We start from the raw sequence: 17,023 nt of genomic DNA on the forward strand, positions 1-17,023 counted from the left end.
TTATCCTTGTTTAATTAACTTAAATTTTTGCAAAGCTCTGGTAAGTAAATTTGGTACTGGAGCGTCATTATAATTTTTAGGTGGACTGGTAAATACTGGACGCTTTTCTGGTTCGTGTAAGTAACGATAATAGAGAAATAACTCTCGATAGGGAAACTCAATATTTTCTCCCGCACAGACTGCTTGATTAATATTAGGAGGAATCCCAATGTAATGGAGATAAGTTAGTTGATTAGCGCGATCGTAAAGAATATGTTCTCGTTCCTCGAAGTGTTTGGAGCTAGCAGAGCATCCTGTTTTTTCATTATCTGGCAATTGGCGAGCAAAGTTATAAATAGAAAGATTAGACCTCATTACCATGTAGTTGATTAATGGTTGTTCGCCAGCACCACCATACAAAATTTCTGACTCGCCATTTTGTAAATGTGATATTAGCCAATCTCTTTTTTCTGAGTCAAATAGCCCTTGTTTTGCACCATAAAAGCCTGAGCAAAATATTTCGGAATCAATGCGTTTTTGCTCAAAAACTTTTAGTAATTTGGGAGAATTAACATTATATATTTTACTAACGTCTGTAAATTGGAAATCGTAGACGACAAAATCATAACTATCTAGCTTTTCAAACACTGCTGCAAGTGACTTCATTACCAATGTGTCTGCATCTAAATAGATAAACTTCTCAAATGGCCCATCAAAAGCGCAGAAACGACGATGAGCGCCATAAAGACGGGATTTACTTCGATTCAATCGTTCTGGGGCTGCTGCGAGCATAAATTGATCCCAGCGGTTGATTGATTCTCGGTCGTCGTAAAGAAATACATTGGGGCGTTTCGCTATTTCATCAGCAATTCGTTGTGTCCGATCGTCAAAAGGATAGATACAAACAGGAGTTTCTGGGCCTAAGATAACATCAATACTGTTGAGCAAAGCCACCAGTTGATCGAAAACATAATCATTGCCAAGGGTACAAATACCATTCATAATTTATGAGTGTTGATCGACAAAGTTTGATAACCAGTTAAGCAGGTTTAACTTGTGTAAAATGATTTGACGCGCTTCTGCGATCGCATCCTTGGCAGCATACCAAGCATCAGGTGTAGCTGTCACTTCTTGGATGTAGGCAATGCCTTTTTCATCTAAACTGGGCAACCGCAAAAAACTACCAGGCGGCAATAACTTATCAGCAGCCGGGCCGCCATAGTAAATTGGTAAACACCAAGCAAGTAAACTATCCCAAAGTTTCTCACTCACATACCAATTATTATCAGCATAATTTTCAATTGCCAGATTGTAATAGTATGGTGCCATGCCATACCATTTGTTACCTAGTTCTCCCGAACTGTTCGCCCATTCTGGTAAGTTACGCCCATACAAATCAAATTTCATGCCACTAGATTGCAAAGATTGTAAAAAATCTAAACGCTGGCGATGATTGGCTGTGCGGCTAATTCCCGAAGTAATCCAACTACATGGGGCAACTTTTGGGGGCGGCGGCATTTCATTTAAATCTTGAAATGAATTTGAGTGATACCAAATAGCAGGCATATAGTCAGGAATGGGAGCAAAATCATCGGGGCCAGAAACGTAGCCACAATACTTCTGGGCTTCTTGATAATTATGATTAGTTATTTTTAGAACTTCATCTAAAGGCGGTTCTCTAAGCAAATAAATAATCCGCTCTTTGTTAACGCCACGCAGTAGAGATTCAACATTTACTACTGGTTTTTGCTGCTGTTTGCGAAAACTATCTAACCAAGATTTTTGTGGCGGTGCTTGAGGAAAATCAAATTGATATAGCAGCATAAAGTCTGGCTTTTCTGCCATTTTCAACATTTGAATATTGTTCCAAACACCAAAGTAGTGCGGAGTTTGTTGCCATAACCAATCTTTATTTTTAGCAAGGCCTGAATAGCTGCTAATCATGCCAACAGTTTTAATAGTCATAAATCGTATTTATTCAGTTATTTTTGTACCGTTACCCTAAAATTGGTGGACGTTGATCCTCTTCTACATAGCTTAATATTTTGGTAATTCTATTCTCCCAAGAAAATTGCTGGGCAAAATCTATACTAGCTGCATAACCCTCTATTTTTCTGGGATAAGTTTCTAAAGTATGTTGAATGGATTGGGCAAGTTTTTGCGGGTTATCTGGTGTACACCAACTGGCAATCAAAGGTGATGTTTTGAATTCCATTAAAGGTGGAATTTCAGTTGCAACTATAGGAGTGCCAGCAGCCATGTACTGAAAAAACTTAACTGGATTCGTGAAATCTGCTGATTTTCCAGCGCAGTGAGGATGAACCAAAATATCAGCTGCTTGAAACAAGCTGACTAATCGTTCTCGTGGAAGTATCCAGCCTAAGAATTTAACGTTTTCGACATTTTTATCTCTGGCTATTTGTTGATATGCTTGTACTTGTGCTTCTGTTCCTCCTGTGATGACAAACTGAATTTCTGGTAATTCTTTGGCGGAATCAATTAAGAGATCGACTCCTTTGAAAGGATACAAAGCGCCTGAATAGACAACTAAATGCTTACGTCCATTTATAAGCAATTCTTGCCGCCACCTTTCGGCTGATTCGGGCTGTCTGATCGAAAATGATTGATTGAATCCGTTATGTAGCCAAACTACTTTTTCCGGTGGCATTCCATTTTCTATTAGGCTTTGCCGGATGGGTTCTGACTGAGTTATAGCTATTTTAAAATAGGGACTGTGAACAATTTCTTGCTCAAATTTTCGGTCTTGAAAGTAGTGACGTTCATAAATTGTCGGAACTTTATTTTTGACTGCGGCTTTGACAAAGTTCCAATCTCGCGTGTGGACAACTTTAGTATGAGGTAGGATATGAACTGGTAAATAATATTTAGTTACGACTGTACTAGAATTAGTAAATTTACCACCGATTCGATCGATAGGCCAAGGCATTGGCAATGCTGCAATTTTGAGTTTTTCTTGAACATCGTAAAATTCGATAAATTCTTTTCCGGGTCTTTTGGGCTTATAAGGATAAATTAACGATAGTAGATTAACATAAGAATTTTTTTTATCTTGATAAATTAAAACTGACGAGTAGCCTAAGTTAGCTGCGGCGTTGGCACAAAGAACATCATGAATTTCGTGTGCTGTGTCCGGCTTGAATGATAGCTCTCCGGTGTAGAAAATATATTGATTTTTCTTGGAAGAATTTACCATTTTTTTTGGGGATGATAAGTTTTTTAAGATTGGGGTATAAGTACTTTTGTTCCTGACATTAATTAAAATTAAACTTTATTTTCAAAAAGCTTTAATACATCTAATAGGTAAATAGCAGATTGATAAGATTCTGCAATTAATAAATTTTGTTTTTGGGGTTCGGATTCTAATTTATCGGCTAGCAAGTGCAGAGAGCTAATTAGAGGATAGAGACGCGTGCGAAACTCATCCGAGATATGACTAAAGTTTTGATATTGGTTATGTTCATCTTGATTTTGGTCTATATCTGACGATGACTGCCAGTTAATTTTCAGGTTAACTACATCGCTGAAAAGATCGATAGCGTTGAGAACTCTTAAGGCTGAGTTGTATGATTGGTCAATTAATTCCTGGCGTTCTTGAGAATTGTCTACTAGATCGTCAACTAATAGTCCGAGGAAACCAATCATTGAGTTAAGCCTTGTACGCAGTTCGTGAGAAACGCGATTAAAGCTGGGATTAGTTTTGGTGGAAATTTCAGTCTGATCGGCAAATTGCATTGAGTAGAGGCGTGAGTAGTAACCCCCTTTTTGTAAAAGTGTTTCATGGGTTCCTACTTCTACCACCTGTCCTCGATCTAAAACGGCAATTTGATCGGCTTTTTGGACTGTGGAAAGGCGGTGAGCAATGACAAGGGTTGTCCGATCGCGACTTAAGTCGTCGAGTGCAGCTTGTACTAAGCGTTCGGAAACGGTATCTAAAGCGCTGGTGGCTTCATCTAAAATCAAAATTTCTGGATTTTGCAGGAGGGCGCGAGCGATCGCTAATCTTTGCCTTTGTCCACCAGACAACATCACACCGCGATCGCCAATTTGACTGTCAAATCCTTGAGGTAATTTATCAATAAATTCATAAGCATTTGCTCGTTTGGCTGCTGAGATAATTTCATCTTCAGTAGCTTCCGGTCTTCCATAAGCAATGTTATTTCGCACCGAGTCATTAAAGAGAAATGTATCTTGACTGACAATTCCCATGTGCGATCTGAGAGATTTAATATCAAAATCACGCAGGTCTGTGCCATCGATAGAGATACTGCCAGATGTCGGATCGTAAAATCTGGGTAAGAGGTCAGCCAAGGTGGACTTACCTGCACCAGAACCACCTACCAAAGCGAGAGTTGTCGCACGGGGTAAAAATAAATTTACATCTTTGAGTACTAACTTTTCATGACTGGGGTAGGCAAAGGAAAGTAAATTAAAACCTATTCCTTCTTTTAGTTCTGTGTAGATTAGATTACCGTTTTTCATAAACGGCTTGCGATCGCGACTTAAAAACTCACTCACTATTTCTACGCTAGTAGCACTATTGGCAAAGCTACTACGAAGACTATTTAACTGAGAGACCAAAGGTAGCAGTCGCAGTAATACTAATAAATATGTCAGTAGTACCGTTGAAAGGAAAGAAATCTGGTTGGCAAAGAAAGTTTTACTCAAGAATACAATCAAAAGTAAAGCTATAACTCCCATCACCTCACTTATCGGCCCGATCGCTTGTGAGTTTACCTGAGATTGAAAATCTGCTTTTTCGCGATCGCGGATTAATTTAGTAATTTTTTGATATTCTCTGTCTTCATTGGCAGTTGACTTTACTAAACGAATTCCATTCAATGTTTCTAAAACACTGATGGAATAAGATGTAGACATTTCTGATAGTTGTTGACCAAATTTTTTCGCTCTACTAATTGTGTATTGATTGATTAATGTTATAAAACCCAATAAAATTGTTGCTGCGATGGTTAGCTGCCAAGAAATTGCTAATAATAAACCAACGAAAACTAAAATTGTAATTATTAAAATAATTAAATTGATAATACTCCCGATAGCGCTAGAAGTGCGGGCAGTTTCCGAACCAAGGCGATTAATAATATCGCCTACTTTCGTTTTTGAATAATAGTCTATATCAATATCTAGCAATAGCTCTAAGCTAGCTTCGCGAATATCCGCATTTAATCTCCGAGTGAAAACACTCGATGTTAAAATACTAAAATAACTAGATAAGTTTTTTAAGAAAATTATTAATATAATTATTCCAGCCATTCCCAAATTCCGAGAATTTTCGGGAAGATTATCAAATGGAAACATTACAGCTTTGAGAATCGGAGGAAAACCAGTTAAATCTACTGGTTGTCCGACAATTCTCAAAATTACTGGCACAATCAAAGTTACACCGACACCATTAAATAAAGCACCAGAAAATCCCAACAGCATTGTTAGGATAATTAAACCTGGATAGGGTTTGGCGAATCTTAGTATTAGTTTTCTGGTAGACATTGGGTATTTTTATGCAAATTTAACTTAATTAATAATATTATTCACAACTGAGCAATTACTGATTTGAGCACAGAAGCCATAGCCTCGATGCTATAGTGTTCCACACATCTTTCTCTTGCCTTGATACCTTTCTGGTTTGCTGACTCTAAATTCTGAAAAATCAATTGAATTTGTTCAGCAATTTGCTCAGGACAACCAGGCTCGACTAAATAACCAGTATCACCTAAAAGTTGGGGAATATCTCCAACGCGTGTTGATAATACAGGTTTAGCCATTGCCATCCCATCTGTCAACTTCAATGGAAATTGAGCGCGAGTTTCTGGAGTATCTCGCTGGGGAACAACTACAATGTGAGCAGCTGCTACCAAGTCAGGCATAACGTCGGCTGGATACTTAGGTAATTTGATAATCCAACGTCCCCACTTTTGTTGAAGTTGTTTATCATAATCATCATAAGGACTACCACCTACAATTACTAGTCTCAAGTCTGGTTGATTAAGTTTATCGAGCGCGATCAGAACATCTTCTAAACCTTTATAAGGTCTTGGCGCACCAGGAAACATTAAAATCCGATATTCAGATAAACCATAACGATTTCTACTAGACTCAGCATCATATTGAGCGGGATCGAATAAGGAAACATCTTTGCCATTCGGAACAAATGTACCACCAAAACGCTGCTGCAAAAATTTAGTATGCACTGTCACAGCATCAGCGTGACTTACCAAACCTTCCATCCATTTCACATATAAAGTATGATGAGGATTTTTGAGTGCGCCCTGTGGTTTCAACAAATCCCTAGCTAATTCTTTGGGTGTAGGATGATAATGCCAGTTATCACCGCCATGCCAGCTAAGTTCCCAATCATCTATATCTAAAATTAATGGCTTTCTAGTAAATATTTTCCTTAATAGTCCAACTCCAAAACTTGCTATTTGTGGTTTGATAGCATAAATTATATCGCCATTTATTTTTGGTAAAAATTTTTGAATTTCGCCAAAAAACTCTGGAAAGTCTTTGCCTGGTAAATTATAAACGTTGAATTCGGATGATAAATTTAAATAAAAGTTATTTCCAAATAAAAAACCCATAATTTCAACTTCATATCCTAACTGATTAAGAGCTTTTGCTATCAAGTATGCACGCAGAATTGCTGCACTTGATAAATCGGAAACCAACAAGGATATTTTAGAAAAATTTTTCACTATTTTTATACTTATTTTTATTTAATTTTCCCAATATTTGTCAGATGTTGCTAAATCTGCAAATATTAATTTAATTTGTTTTGTCGGAGTTGAAGCAACTAAAGAAATTCGGTGTCAATCCATCAAGATATAAAGTTTTTCTGAGGAATTTTTAAGATTTCATGGTAAAGTGCCAACATCTCTGAAGCAACAGTATCCATTGTACGTACTGGCTGGATACCTTGACGTAACTTAGCTAGTAAATCAGCGTCTTTGGCTAAAGTTGCGATCGCTTGTGCCCATGCTTGGACATCTTTAGCTGGAACTAACCAACCATCGATGCCGTGACTGACTAACTCAGCAATCCCTCCTAAATTTGAACCTAGTACGGGAATGCCCATAGCTTGTGCTTCTAAGGCAACTATGGGGCCAGTTTCTAACCACTGCGACGGTATTGCTAGTATATCGAAACCTGCTAATGCGTCTGGTACTGCTTCGCGTGAAAGTGGTTCAGCAATCCGAATTCGGGGATCGCGAGCCGCGATCGCCATAACTTTTTCCCGATTGGCGGCACCGTATTTTCCCGGATGAGTAGCATGAAGAATTAACTCTACAGGTATATCATTTGGTAGACTATGTACCGCTTCTACTAAAACTTGTACCCCTTTAGTTTCTTGCCAGCGACCCAAAAAGCCGATTTTTAATGTAGAGTTTTGTAATTTGTTTGGTGTTACTTCACGTTTAAAAGTGTTAGCAACACCTTGCCGAGAGACAGTAAGTTTTTCGGGAGGAACCTTGTTTGCAACAAAAGCATTGTATTGCCAATTACTCGTTACAACAATGCGATCGGCTAGTTTTGCTAGTTGCATCAAATTGCGTCTATGTTGAGACACTAGGGTAGGAATACCAAGAGTTTTACCAAGCAGGCGTAGCTTGAAATTTTTAGAAGTAAGTAATTTTGTTTCTGCTGCGATGCCAACATCCAAGGGAACTTCACCTAAAGCCTTAAGCATCCAAGGCGATACTTGTTTTGCTACTCCCAAACATTGACTACAATTAACAGAGTCAATCAGCCCATTGCAAGGTTCTTCACCCCAGCGCATCATCGTACCACGCAGACATATAGGTTCAGGTATGTGGACGGTGACTACAGTAGCCATCCCTAACTGGCGGGCGAGAGCAAGATGATGTAAACCGCAGTCAAATCGCCATGAATGTTGATGGTATATATCGGCTCGATTGTTTTCTAGCCAATTAGCAAAAGTTTTAAAGCCGCCGTGGGGTAGCTGCTTGTGTACTTGTATCTTGCTGGGGTTAGGAAAAACAGGATAACGATAAACTGAAATGCCATTGTATTCGTAAGTATCTTCCTCTGTACCTTGTTTAGGAGCAGCGACAATACTTTCGAGTCCATGTACTTGTAAGCCATGCAGTAGTGAATCTAAGTATACTTCAGCACCGGCTGATGAATCTGGAAAATACCAGCTAGTTGTATGGATTAGCTTCATTTATGAACCTGCAAATGAAAAATTGGAAAGCTCATCTTTTTTTCACCACGATTGATTGCTCTATTTAGTTGTTATTAACATCTATCTTTTATAAATAATCCAAGGTGAATCTATAAAATTCCGTATTATCCGTATTAATAGTTAATATGTACAAATAAAAATTTTTCGATGACTGATTTGGTGTTTTTGAGTAAAAAAGACAATTTAGGACAAAAAGAACAGAATAAATCTAACTTAGCTTTTACACTTCCTCCCAGAGAAATTTTACTGATATACCCAAATCATAATTTATAGTTAATTAGCATAGTTTTAAGTATTATTACGGTTGTGTACTATCATAGTATTTATGGACTTTCTCAACCTTTTCTGATTGAGATATTTAAGATTGTTGAAAAGTTCCAAAGTATTTACTGGAAAGGGAGATATTGAGTGATGGAAGTAATCAGGCTTGAGGCACTCTCAGATAACTACATATTTTTGCTGGTGGATCGCCAGAAACAAATTGCTGCGGTTGTCGATCCAGCAGAGGCTGAACCAGTACTAAAGCAACTTGCACAGTTAAAAGCTGAGTTGGTGGCGATTTTCAACACACACCACCACAATGACCATGTAGGTGGCAATCAGAAATTAATAGAACACTTCCCGCAACTAACAGTCTACGGTGGCGTCGAAGATCGCGGGCGAATTCCCGGACAGCAGGTGTTTTTGCAACAAGGCGATCGCGTCCAGTTTGCAGATCGCACAGCTGAAGTTATTTTTGTTCCCGGACATACCCGCGCTCACATCGCTTACTACTTTCCCCCCGAAAAATCTGGTGAGACAGGCGATTTATTTTGTGGCGATACCTTATTTTCTGGCGGTTGCGGTCGCTTATTTGAAGGAACACCAACCCAAATGGTAGATTCTTTAACCAAACTACGCTCTTTACCAGATGATACGCGTATTTGGTGTGCCCACGAATACACTTTAGGAAATCTGCAATTTGCCCTCACTGTGGATGGCGACAATGCCGACTTACAAAAACGCTTCAATGAAGTGAAAACTTTCCGTAGTCGAGGAGAAGCTACCATACCCTCGCTGCTGGGAATGGAGAAGCAAACCAATCCCTTTTTACGTTGGGATCAACCATCATTACAATCAACCGTTAAGGGTAGCGATGGAGTGGAAACCTTTGCGCGGATACGGGAAATGAAAAATAACTTTTAGGTATTGGGCATTGGACGTTAGGAGTGCTGAGTGCTGAGTGCTGAGTGCTGAGTTAGGAGTTAAGAGTTAAGAGTTTTGTTTATCTCCTTGTCCCTTTGTCTCCCTTGTCTCCCTTGTCTCCCCTGCTCCTCTGCTCCCCTGCCTCCACTCCTCAACTTTCTAGCGCTAATAGTTGCGATCGCCCCCTTCCTTTCGCTAGGATCTGTAAGCTTTAGGGTATGGGCAAAGCTACTTGGGACAATATACTCATTTCAGGAGTTCTAAGTTCTGAAAAAACACTCGTTATTTAGGACTGTTTACTCAGCACTGGCTCAACGCCCTGCTACAGCTAACAGCACTGTTTTAGTGAGCTATGCTGCTCAAACCCACCCAAATTAATCATATTTTACCGGAAAAACGAAAAACGATGGCGAAACGCGTGCAGTTAGTTTTAAATCAGGATATCAGCAAGCTGGGAAAATCTGGCGACTTAGTGGAAGTAGCTCCTGGCTACGCTCGTAACTATCTGATTCCCCAGAAATTGGCAACCAATGCCACTCCTGGTATTCTCAAGCAAGTAGAACGCCGTCGCGAGCAAGAGCGTCAACGGCAATTAGAACTCAGACAACAAGCTCTTGAGCAAAAAGAATCTTTAGAAAAAGTTGGCAGCTTGACAATTGCTAAACAAGTTGGTGAAAACGAAGCAATTTTCGGTACTATCACCACCCAAGATGTTGTAGATGCAATTAAGGCAGCCACCGGTCAAGAAATCGATCGACGTGGAATTACCATCCCCGATATTAACCACCTTGGTACCTATCAAGCCGAAATTAAGCTGCATTCGGAAGTAGCGGCGCAAGTCGATATTCAAGTAGTAGCTAGTTAATCTCAAAAGAGGGACAAAGGGATAAGGGGGATGAAGGAGCAAGAGAAACTCCTAACTCTTGTACAGACGCGATTAATCGCGTCTCTAATCCTACACAGACGCGATTAATCGCGTCTCTAGCAAAATCTCAAAATAAAATCGTTTATGGCTGAAGAATTGAGTTTTCAAGGGCTAGGTAGCGATGCCAACGGCGGTCAACTACGCCTTCCACCACAAAATATTGAGGCGGAAGAAGCGATTTTGGGGGGTATTTTGCTAGATCCAGAAGCGATTAGTCGAGTTAGCGATCGCCTTCTTCCCGAAGCTTTTTACATTAGCGCTCACAAAGATATTTATCAAGCAGCTGTGAGGCTCCACACTCAAGGTAAACCCACAGACTTACTCTCTGTGACAAGTTGGCTGACCGACCATGAAATGCTAGCCCGGATAGGTGGTAGAAATAAATTAGCAACTCTGGTAGACCGTACAGTGTCAGCAGTTAACATCGACGCCTTAGCAGGGTTAGTCATGGAAAAATACCTGCGGCGACAATTAATTAAAGCTGGCAATGAAATTGTACATCTTGGTTACGAAACAGAAACCGAGTTACCACAAGTTTTAGATCGGGCAGAACAGAAAGTTTTCGGTGTTACTCAAGAGCGTCCCCAATCGGGTTTAGTTCACATTTCTGATACTCTAATTAATAATTTCCAGGATATTGAAGATAGAAATCAAGGCATCGCTTTACCTGGAATTCCCTGCGGATTTTACGATTTAGATGCCATGACTAGCGGCTTTCAGCGTTCTGATTTGATTATTATCGCGGGTCGTCCATCGATGGGGAAATGTTTGCATGAAAATGTGGAAATACTTTTGAGTGACGGGAGTATCTCAACTATTAAAGAAATATATCATCGTCGGCAAGCTGAGTTAATAACTTTAGGAAATGATTGGAAGTTTCATTTAACTCAAGCTTCAGCCTTTGTTAATGACGGCATTAAACCAGTTTTTAGTGTTACTACTCGCTTAGGACGATATATTGAAAGTACTATCACCCATCCTTATTTAACCATCAATGGATGGCGACAACTTTCAGAATTAAGAGTAGGGGATAAAATTGCTGTAGCTCGTAAACTTAATGTATTTGGTACAGAAACTATCCGCGAGTGTGAAGTTAAATTATTGGCATATTTCATAGGTGATGGGTGCTTAACAGATTCAACACCAGAATTTACTAATATTAACTCTCGCATCCAAAATGATTTCACATACGCTGTTATCAGCTTTTCACCCAAGTTGAAAGTTACGATAGAAATTAGGAGTGAACGCACCCCAATACTCTATGCAGCTATGTCTCAAGGGCAAAAGAATCCTTTAACAACATGGTTGGAAAACATAGGACTATGGGGCAAAAAAGCTGATACCAAAATCATTCCGCAAGCTATTTTTAAATTGGAGCGATCGCAACTTTCCTTATTCCTCAATCGTTTATTTGCAACCGATGGATGGGCTACAGTACTTACAAGCGGTCAATCGCAGTTAGGCTACTGTACTGTCAGCGAAAAATTAGCTAGACAAATACAACATTTGTTATTGCGATTTGGAATTATTGCCAGTCTGAAAAAACGCTCTGTGAAATATAAAGACACTCGCAGACAAGCTTGGCAATTAGATATTACTGATGCCCAGAGCATCAAAAATTTTATCTCAGAAATTGGTATTTTTGGCAAAGAAGAGGCATTAACTAAGGTCGCAGATGCAATAGCTAAAAAGAGATATCAAACAAATCGTGACCTCATTCCAATAGAAATTTGGGAACAGATAACAACAGCTAAAGGTAATGAACCTTGGACTCTTTTAGCTCAACGTGCCGGAATTCAAGGGTATTCAAATATCCATGTTGGGAAACGTGCTTTAACACGAGAAAGGCTTTGGATATTAGCAAGTACTTTAGAAAATTCGCCACTTCAACAGTTAGCAGCGAGTGATGTGTACTGGGATGAAATAGTTTCGATTGAATCGATGGGATGCAAACAAGTTTATGACTTAACAATCCCAGAAACACACAATTTTGTTGCCAATGATATCTGTGTTCACAATACCGCGTTCTGTCTGAATCTAGCTCATAATATCGCTGCTTCTTATAAGTTACCAGTTGCTTTTTTCAGCTTGGAAATGTCCAAAGAGCAACTGACGCAACGTCTATTAGCTAGTGAAGCGCAAATTGAAAGTAGTTATTTGCGAACTGGGCGGCTGAGTCAAACACAGTGGGAACCTTTAAGCCGTGCTATTGGTATACTTTCCGAGATGCCAATTTATATTGATGACACGCCGAATATCACAGTTACACAAATGCGTAGTCAATCAAGAAGACTGCAAGCTGAAATTGGAACTGAATTAGGATTAATTGTAATAGATTACTTGCAATTGATGGAAGGAGCAGGTGATAATCGCGTACAAGAATTATCAAAAATTACGCGACAACTCAAAGGTTTAGCGCGGGAATTATCTGTTCCAGTTATTGCCTTATCTCAGTTGAGTCGAGGAGTGGAAGCACGTACTAACAAACGCCCTATGTTATCTGATTTGAGAGAATCAGGTTCGATCGAACAAGACGCCGATTTAGTAATAATGTTATACCGCGATGAATATTACTCTCCTGATACTCCCGATCGCGGCATTGCAGAAGTAATTATAGCTAAACATCGCAACGGGCCTACAGGTACTGCGAAACTTTTGTTTAATCCACAGTTTACAAAGTTTCAAAATTTAAAAATTTAGCCAGAAAAAATAATCATTTGAGCAATGAATGAGCCTGATTTACTCATTAGTGATCTATTTTTGCCGAATAGTCATTCTCTATTTAATAGTCTTGTATCCATAATTAACTGGGATGAGCGTATACAGGCACGAAAAACAGCTAGCTTTGGTTCACCATATAATTACTCAAACATTTCTTACGACTCATGCCCGATGCTGAATGAGTTAATTCCTATTATTGATAGGCTTGAAAAACACTTTGGGTTTCGACCAAACAATTGTTTAGTCAATTATTACACAAATGGTAACTCAACAATGGGATTTCACTCCGATTCAATTGATGAACTCATGGACGATACTGGTATCTCTATTATTTCGTTAGGGGCTGAAAGAATAATTACATTTCAAAATAAACTAGACAAAACCATTGAACATAGTTACTTACTCAAAAGTGGTTCTCTACTTTTTATGTCTCAAAAGACGCAGCAATACTGGAAGCATGGAATTCTCAAGCAACCAGAAACATTCGGGCGTATCAGTCTGACTTTTAGGTTGTTGGTATAGTTGCGGCAGTCCGATTAAAGTTACAGATACTTTTTCTCATCTTTTCTAGCTATACTTCTGTCCCATCTGTAGTTTGAAATACCTAATTTATCTGATAGGGTATTGGGCATTCAGAACACAGAGAATAGAAACTTATGTTAATAACTCCTCCTTGTTCCCAGTACCCAATCCCTAGTCCCCAATCCCTATTTAACTCCCAGCAATTCCACTTCAAAAATTAGAGTGGCATTGGGTGGAATCACGCCACCAGCACCACGAGCGCCATAGCCTAACTCAGAGGGGATGATTAACTGACGAAGACCGCCTACTTTCATAGTGCTAAGTCCTTCATCCCAACCTTTGATTACCTGTCCAGCACCAATTTTAAAGCTGAACGGTTGACCGCGATCGCGTGAACTATCAAACTTAGTACCATTTTCTAAAGTGCCGACATAGTGAACTTCAACCGTTTGTCCCGGTTTAGGAGTCGCCCCAGTCCCCTCTTTTAACTCCACATACTTTAATCCAGAGGGAGTGGTTACGGCATTAGCATCAGACATAGGATTACTCGCTATTAAGATATTGTTTTCAGTTACAGTTGTGGAGGCTGGCGGCGTTTGGGTTAACTCGGCAGCAATTGCAGTATTCTGTTTACTACTTACTTGCCCCACAATCAAAAGCGCAACACATACCAGCATGAAGGCCACGCTGAGGAAAATTGGTTTCAAAATCAGTTCTCCTTACTTAGGTATCCTGGCAAAAAGATTACCAACAGGACACATTTAGTTTAAATCAGAAAGGGCATTCTAACGCCAAAGCTTATTTTCTAAATCGCGTAATTGACGCTCTAAACGGTCAATTCTACCCCTCAGTTCGTCCACTTCTGACTGACGAGCCACCCCCAAATCCTGCATCATGTTTCGCATTTGCCGTTGCATTTGCACATCGAAGTTTCCCTGTTCCGACTTTAACTGCTGGGCAATATCATCTATTACCGCCTTGGCTTGCTCAGGATTGAGCTTACCGTCTTTGACTAAATCATCGCTGACTTGCCGCAGTTTTTCTGCGACTATAGACGTTGTACCAAGACCCACCATCATTAGCTGTTGCAACCAGTTGTTGTTGTTGTCCATACTCCCTTCCTCTTATCTTATTAACCAGCCGACCCTTGCTCCTGAGTTTAGGCAATCAAGCTTCTTAAAGCGTAGTTATTCTAGCCTACAGCTCTATTTTGGCAAATTGGCAAGCACAAAGATAAGGATCAAAGGTCGTGATTATACAACTCCTCAAGTTTAAGGTTGCCCAGATTTATATATTTTGCAATGTCACAGGCAATTCCCTATAAATTACAAAGCTCACACTCACCCCTGGCGGTGAATGTGAGTAGTTCATGAGAAGATTTTATTTAGAAGGACGCACAAATTTGGATAACAGCGATCGCTAAATATCTAAGATTGATCGTTAAAGGAGAAGTTAAATTTGTGTACGCCATTTCTGAAAAGCGATCTCGTAATCCTCTGATTTACTCTGATAAACACTCCACCAATGAAAAAATAATCCTAACCCCCATCCTAATACTGGGAAAATAGCCCAAAAATAACTAGGACTAGTGATTAAATTTAAAAGAATGAGGAATAAATTCACCGCTACGAAAGAAACAAAGTGTGTCCAAAAGGCTCTGCGTCGGAAAGTATTAAATGTGTGTCGCGAACGTTCCTCTTCTTGTTGAACCAGCCACTTTTTTTCAGTTGCTTCCAAAATATTAGAAGAAATACCTAACTCAGATGCCATTTCTAAAAGCTGTTCTGGTGAAAATTCACCTTTGTCTTTACGAGTGAGTGCTTTTTGCAGGATTTGTTCTACATCTTCTGAATCGTAAGTCATTTTAATTACCTTATAAGTTTGTGTGTAAATGCGCCTTTGATTTCACGAAATTATCGATCGGCTTCGTTCAATTCAATTAGCAAATGTATCCACATTTGGCACTCAATACTTAGTGATATTCACAACACTATTATTTTCTCACAATTGATTTAGGGCTACTGTATTTGTCAATACCTCTATAATTGCTTTGGAGAGCGAGCTGTTACAGGATTAAGCCAAACTATTGTCATTATGGAGTAAAGGAGGCTGATAGCTCGATTCCAGGTAAAGAGCCAACTACATGTTACTGCCTCAATGAGTAGAAATCGCTGAAATCACTCTTTTGAATTTCTGAAAATATTAAATTTAATGGAAGATTTAAAATATCAGCAGAGGTGTACGCTACCTAGTAGTCTGTCCCATTAGTTACGAGGGGTGAATAAATTCGTAATAAGGACTTTAGTCCTGGATTTTTAAGCACGCTTTGTGCTTACTACAAACCCATAATATTTAATGGGACAGACCACTAATGGGAATGCGTCAATAGAGGACTCAATCAATGGGATATGTAATTGCTACTGCCAATATGAAAGGTGGTGTTGGTAAAACCACCCTCACTGTCAACTTAGCTACTTGTTTAGCTAAAAATCATGGCAAGCGGGTGCTTGTCCTTGATTTAGACAGCCAAATTAGTGCCACACTCAGTTTGATGTCGCCTTTAGATTTTGCCAAGCTTCGTAAACAAAGTAAGACATTTAGGTATCTGATAGACGAAGTTATCAATCCAGACCCCCAAGCAAAGTTTACAATTCAGGATATCATTCAATCCCAGGTTTGTAATCTTCCCGGACTAGATTTATTGCCGGGAGATATCGATTTATATGATGAATTTGTTGTTTCAGAAATGCTGCATCAGCAAGCAACTGCTTTGGGCGAACAAGACTTTGAAACGATTTGGAATCGTTTTGAAAGGGTCTTAATTAATAATATTTTAAAACCAGTACATCAAGAATATGATTTTATCCTTCTCGATTGCGCACCAGGCTATAATCTCTTGACTCGTAGCGCTTTAGCTGCCAGTGATTTCTACATACTTCCTGCAAAACCAGAACCATTATCTGTAGTGGGTATTCAACTCTTAGAAAGACGGATTGCCCAATTAAAAGATAGTCACGGACATGAAACCAAGATAGATATAAAAATGTTGGGAATTGTATTTAGTATGTCCAGTGCTAACCTGCTTACTGGCAGATACTATAAACAAGTAATGCACCGCGTTGTCGAGGATTTTGGTGTCGAAAAAATCTGTAAGGTACAAATACCAGTTGATGTCAATGTTGCTAAGGCTGTTGATAGTTTTATGCCAGCTGTTTTAATTGCTCCCCAATCAGCAGGTTCAAAAGCTTTCTTGCAATTAACTCAGGAGTTGTTGCAAAAGCTATAGCTCTAGTTAATTATTGATGAACAACACGATTTCCGATTTATTAAATTAGAGATATCAATGTAAAGACGTAGTAATGCTACGTCTTTACAAGGGTTTCAGGCAATGAATAATTGATTGTTGGAGATGTCTATGTCTATTAAGTAGGTCACAAATCTGAACCTTTCAATTT

At 39.2% G+C, this 17,023-nt stretch carries 14 protein-coding genes; 5 read left to right on the forward strand and 9 right to left on the reverse strand.

What is annotated here, in order from left to right; genetic code table 11:
• The 6 genes from RM049_RS22635 to RM049_RS22660 all read right to left on the reverse strand — a co-directional run bounded on the left by RM049_RS22635 (position 1) and on the right by RM049_RS22660 (position 8,194).
• On the reverse strand, positions 1-981 hold the full coding sequence (locus RM049_RS22635) for an Npun_R2821/Npun_R2822 family protein (protein WP_322705763.1): 981 nt from the start codon (positions 979-981) through the stop codon (positions 1-3).
• A 3-nt stretch (positions 982-984) separates the two neighbouring features.
• Positions 985-1,944 carry a glycosyltransferase family 10 domain-containing protein gene (locus tag RM049_RS22640; protein ID WP_322674005.1) on the reverse strand — a complete coding sequence of 320 codons (960 nt, stop codon included), beginning with the start codon at positions 1,942-1,944 and terminating at the stop codon, positions 985-987.
• Positions 1,945-1,975: 31 nt separating this feature from the next.
• The gene (locus RM049_RS22645) at positions 1,976-3,193 is read right to left on the reverse strand and encodes a glycosyltransferase (protein WP_322705764.1); all 1,218 of its coding nucleotides are present in this window, start codon (positions 3,191-3,193) and stop codon (positions 1,976-1,978) included.
• 68 nt (positions 3,194-3,261) lie between these two features.
• Positions 3,262-5,502 carry an ATP-binding cassette domain-containing protein gene (locus tag RM049_RS22650; protein ID WP_322705765.1) on the reverse strand — a complete coding sequence of 747 codons (2,241 nt, stop codon included), beginning with the start codon at positions 5,500-5,502 and terminating at the stop codon, positions 3,262-3,264.
• 41 nt (positions 5,503-5,543) lie between these two features.
• Entirely contained in the window at positions 5,544-6,707 is a 1,164-nt protein-coding gene (locus RM049_RS22655) for a glycosyltransferase family 4 protein (protein ID WP_322705766.1), read from the reverse strand.
• 122 nt (positions 6,708-6,829) lie between these two features.
• The gene (locus RM049_RS22660) at positions 6,830-8,194 is read right to left on the reverse strand and encodes a glycosyltransferase (protein ID WP_322705767.1); all 1,365 of its coding nucleotides are present in this window, start codon (positions 8,192-8,194) and stop codon (positions 6,830-6,832) included.
• 432 nt (positions 8,195-8,626) lie between these two features.
• On the opposite strand from RM049_RS22660, the gene gloB reads away from it, so the two are divergent.
• The 4 genes from gloB to RM049_RS22680 all read left to right on the forward strand — a co-directional run bounded on the left by gloB (position 8,627) and on the right by RM049_RS22680 (position 13,568).
• On the forward strand, positions 8,627-9,400 hold the full coding sequence (gene gloB / locus RM049_RS22665; RefSeq protein ID WP_322705794.1) for a hydroxyacylglutathione hydrolase: 774 nt from the start codon (positions 8,627-8,629) through the stop codon (positions 9,398-9,400).
• Positions 9,401-9,806: 406 nt separating this feature from the next.
• The gene (rplI, locus tag RM049_RS22670; RefSeq protein ID WP_322674026.1) at positions 9,807-10,265 is read left to right on the forward strand and encodes a 50S ribosomal protein L9; all 459 of its coding nucleotides are present in this window, start codon (positions 9,807-9,809) and stop codon (positions 10,263-10,265) included.
• 144 nt (positions 10,266-10,409) lie between these two features.
• Positions 10,410-13,025 carry a replicative DNA helicase gene (gene dnaB, locus RM049_RS22675; RefSeq protein WP_322705768.1) on the forward strand — a complete coding sequence of 872 codons (2,616 nt, stop codon included), beginning with the start codon at positions 10,410-10,412 and terminating at the stop codon, positions 13,023-13,025.
• A gap of 24 nt (positions 13,026-13,049) precedes the next feature.
• Positions 13,050-13,568 carry an alpha-ketoglutarate-dependent dioxygenase AlkB gene (locus tag RM049_RS22680; protein WP_322705769.1) on the forward strand — a complete coding sequence of 173 codons (519 nt, stop codon included), beginning with the start codon at positions 13,050-13,052 and terminating at the stop codon, positions 13,566-13,568.
• 185 nt (positions 13,569-13,753) lie between these two features.
• Here the strand turns inward: RM049_RS22680 and RM049_RS22685 are convergent, their stop codons facing one another.
• The 3 genes from RM049_RS22685 to RM049_RS22695 all read right to left on the reverse strand — a co-directional run bounded on the left by RM049_RS22685 (position 13,754) and on the right by RM049_RS22695 (position 15,431).
• A complete protein-coding gene (locus RM049_RS22685) occupies positions 13,754-14,275 on the reverse strand; it encodes an FKBP-type peptidyl-prolyl cis-trans isomerase (RefSeq protein WP_322673998.1) in 522 nt (173 codons plus the stop codon).
• A gap of 78 nt (positions 14,276-14,353) precedes the next feature.
• Entirely contained in the window at positions 14,354-14,680 is a 327-nt protein-coding gene (locus RM049_RS22690; RefSeq protein WP_190941652.1) for a phasin family protein, read from the reverse strand.
• Positions 14,681-15,020: 340 nt separating this feature from the next.
• Entirely contained in the window at positions 15,021-15,431 is a 411-nt protein-coding gene (locus RM049_RS22695; protein WP_322705770.1) for a 2TM domain-containing protein, read from the reverse strand.
• A gap of 538 nt (positions 15,432-15,969) precedes the next feature.
• On the opposite strand from RM049_RS22695, the gene RM049_RS22700 reads away from it, so the two are divergent.
• Entirely contained in the window at positions 15,970-16,854 is an 885-nt protein-coding gene (locus RM049_RS22700) for a ParA family protein (RefSeq protein ID WP_322673996.1), read from the forward strand.
• Positions 16,855-17,023 lie beyond the last annotated feature (169 nt).

The organism is Nostoc sp. DedQUE04, assembly GCF_034530995.1.
In the GTDB taxonomy this organism is placed as follows: Bacteria; Cyanobacteriota; Cyanobacteriia; order Cyanobacteriales; family Nostocaceae; genus Nostoc.

What these genes read in the sequence shown, in the direction of transcription:
- RM049_RS22635 (WP_322705763.1), bottom strand. Translation starts at nt 981, where the DNA reads ATGAATGGTATTTGTACCCTTGGCAATGATTATGTTTTCGATCAACTG.
- RM049_RS22640 (WP_322674005.1), bottom strand. Translation starts at nt 1,944, where the DNA reads ATGACTATTAAAACTGTTGGCATGATTAGCAGCTATTCAGGCCTTGCT.
- RM049_RS22690 (WP_190941652.1), bottom strand. Translation starts at nt 14,680, where the DNA reads ATGGACAACAACAACAACTGGTTGCAACAGCTAATGATGGTGGGTCTT.
- RM049_RS22645 (WP_322705764.1), bottom strand. Translation starts at nt 3,193, where the DNA reads ATGGTAAATTCTTCCAAGAAAAATCAATATATTTTCTACACCGGAGAG.
- RM049_RS22700 (WP_322673996.1), top strand. Translation starts at nt 15,970, where the DNA reads ATGGGATATGTAATTGCTACTGCCAATATGAAAGGTGGTGTTGGTAAA.
- rplI (WP_322674026.1), top strand. Translation starts at nt 9,807, where the DNA reads ATGGCGAAACGCGTGCAGTTAGTTTTAAATCAGGATATCAGCAAGCTG.
- dnaB (WP_322705768.1), top strand. Translation starts at nt 10,410, where the DNA reads ATGGCTGAAGAATTGAGTTTTCAAGGGCTAGGTAGCGATGCCAACGGC.
- RM049_RS22680 (WP_322705769.1), top strand. Translation starts at nt 13,050, where the DNA reads ATGAATGAGCCTGATTTACTCATTAGTGATCTATTTTTGCCGAATAGT.
- RM049_RS22650 (WP_322705765.1), bottom strand. Translation starts at nt 5,502, where the DNA reads ATGTCTACCAGAAAACTAATACTAAGATTCGCCAAACCCTATCCAGGT.
- RM049_RS22695 (WP_322705770.1), bottom strand. Translation starts at nt 15,431, where the DNA reads ATGACTTACGATTCAGAAGATGTAGAACAAATCCTGCAAAAAGCACTC.
- RM049_RS22660 (WP_322705767.1), bottom strand. Translation starts at nt 8,194, where the DNA reads ATGAAGCTAATCCATACAACTAGCTGGTATTTTCCAGATTCATCAGCC.
- gloB (WP_322705794.1), top strand. Translation starts at nt 8,627, where the DNA reads ATGGAAGTAATCAGGCTTGAGGCACTCTCAGATAACTACATATTTTTG.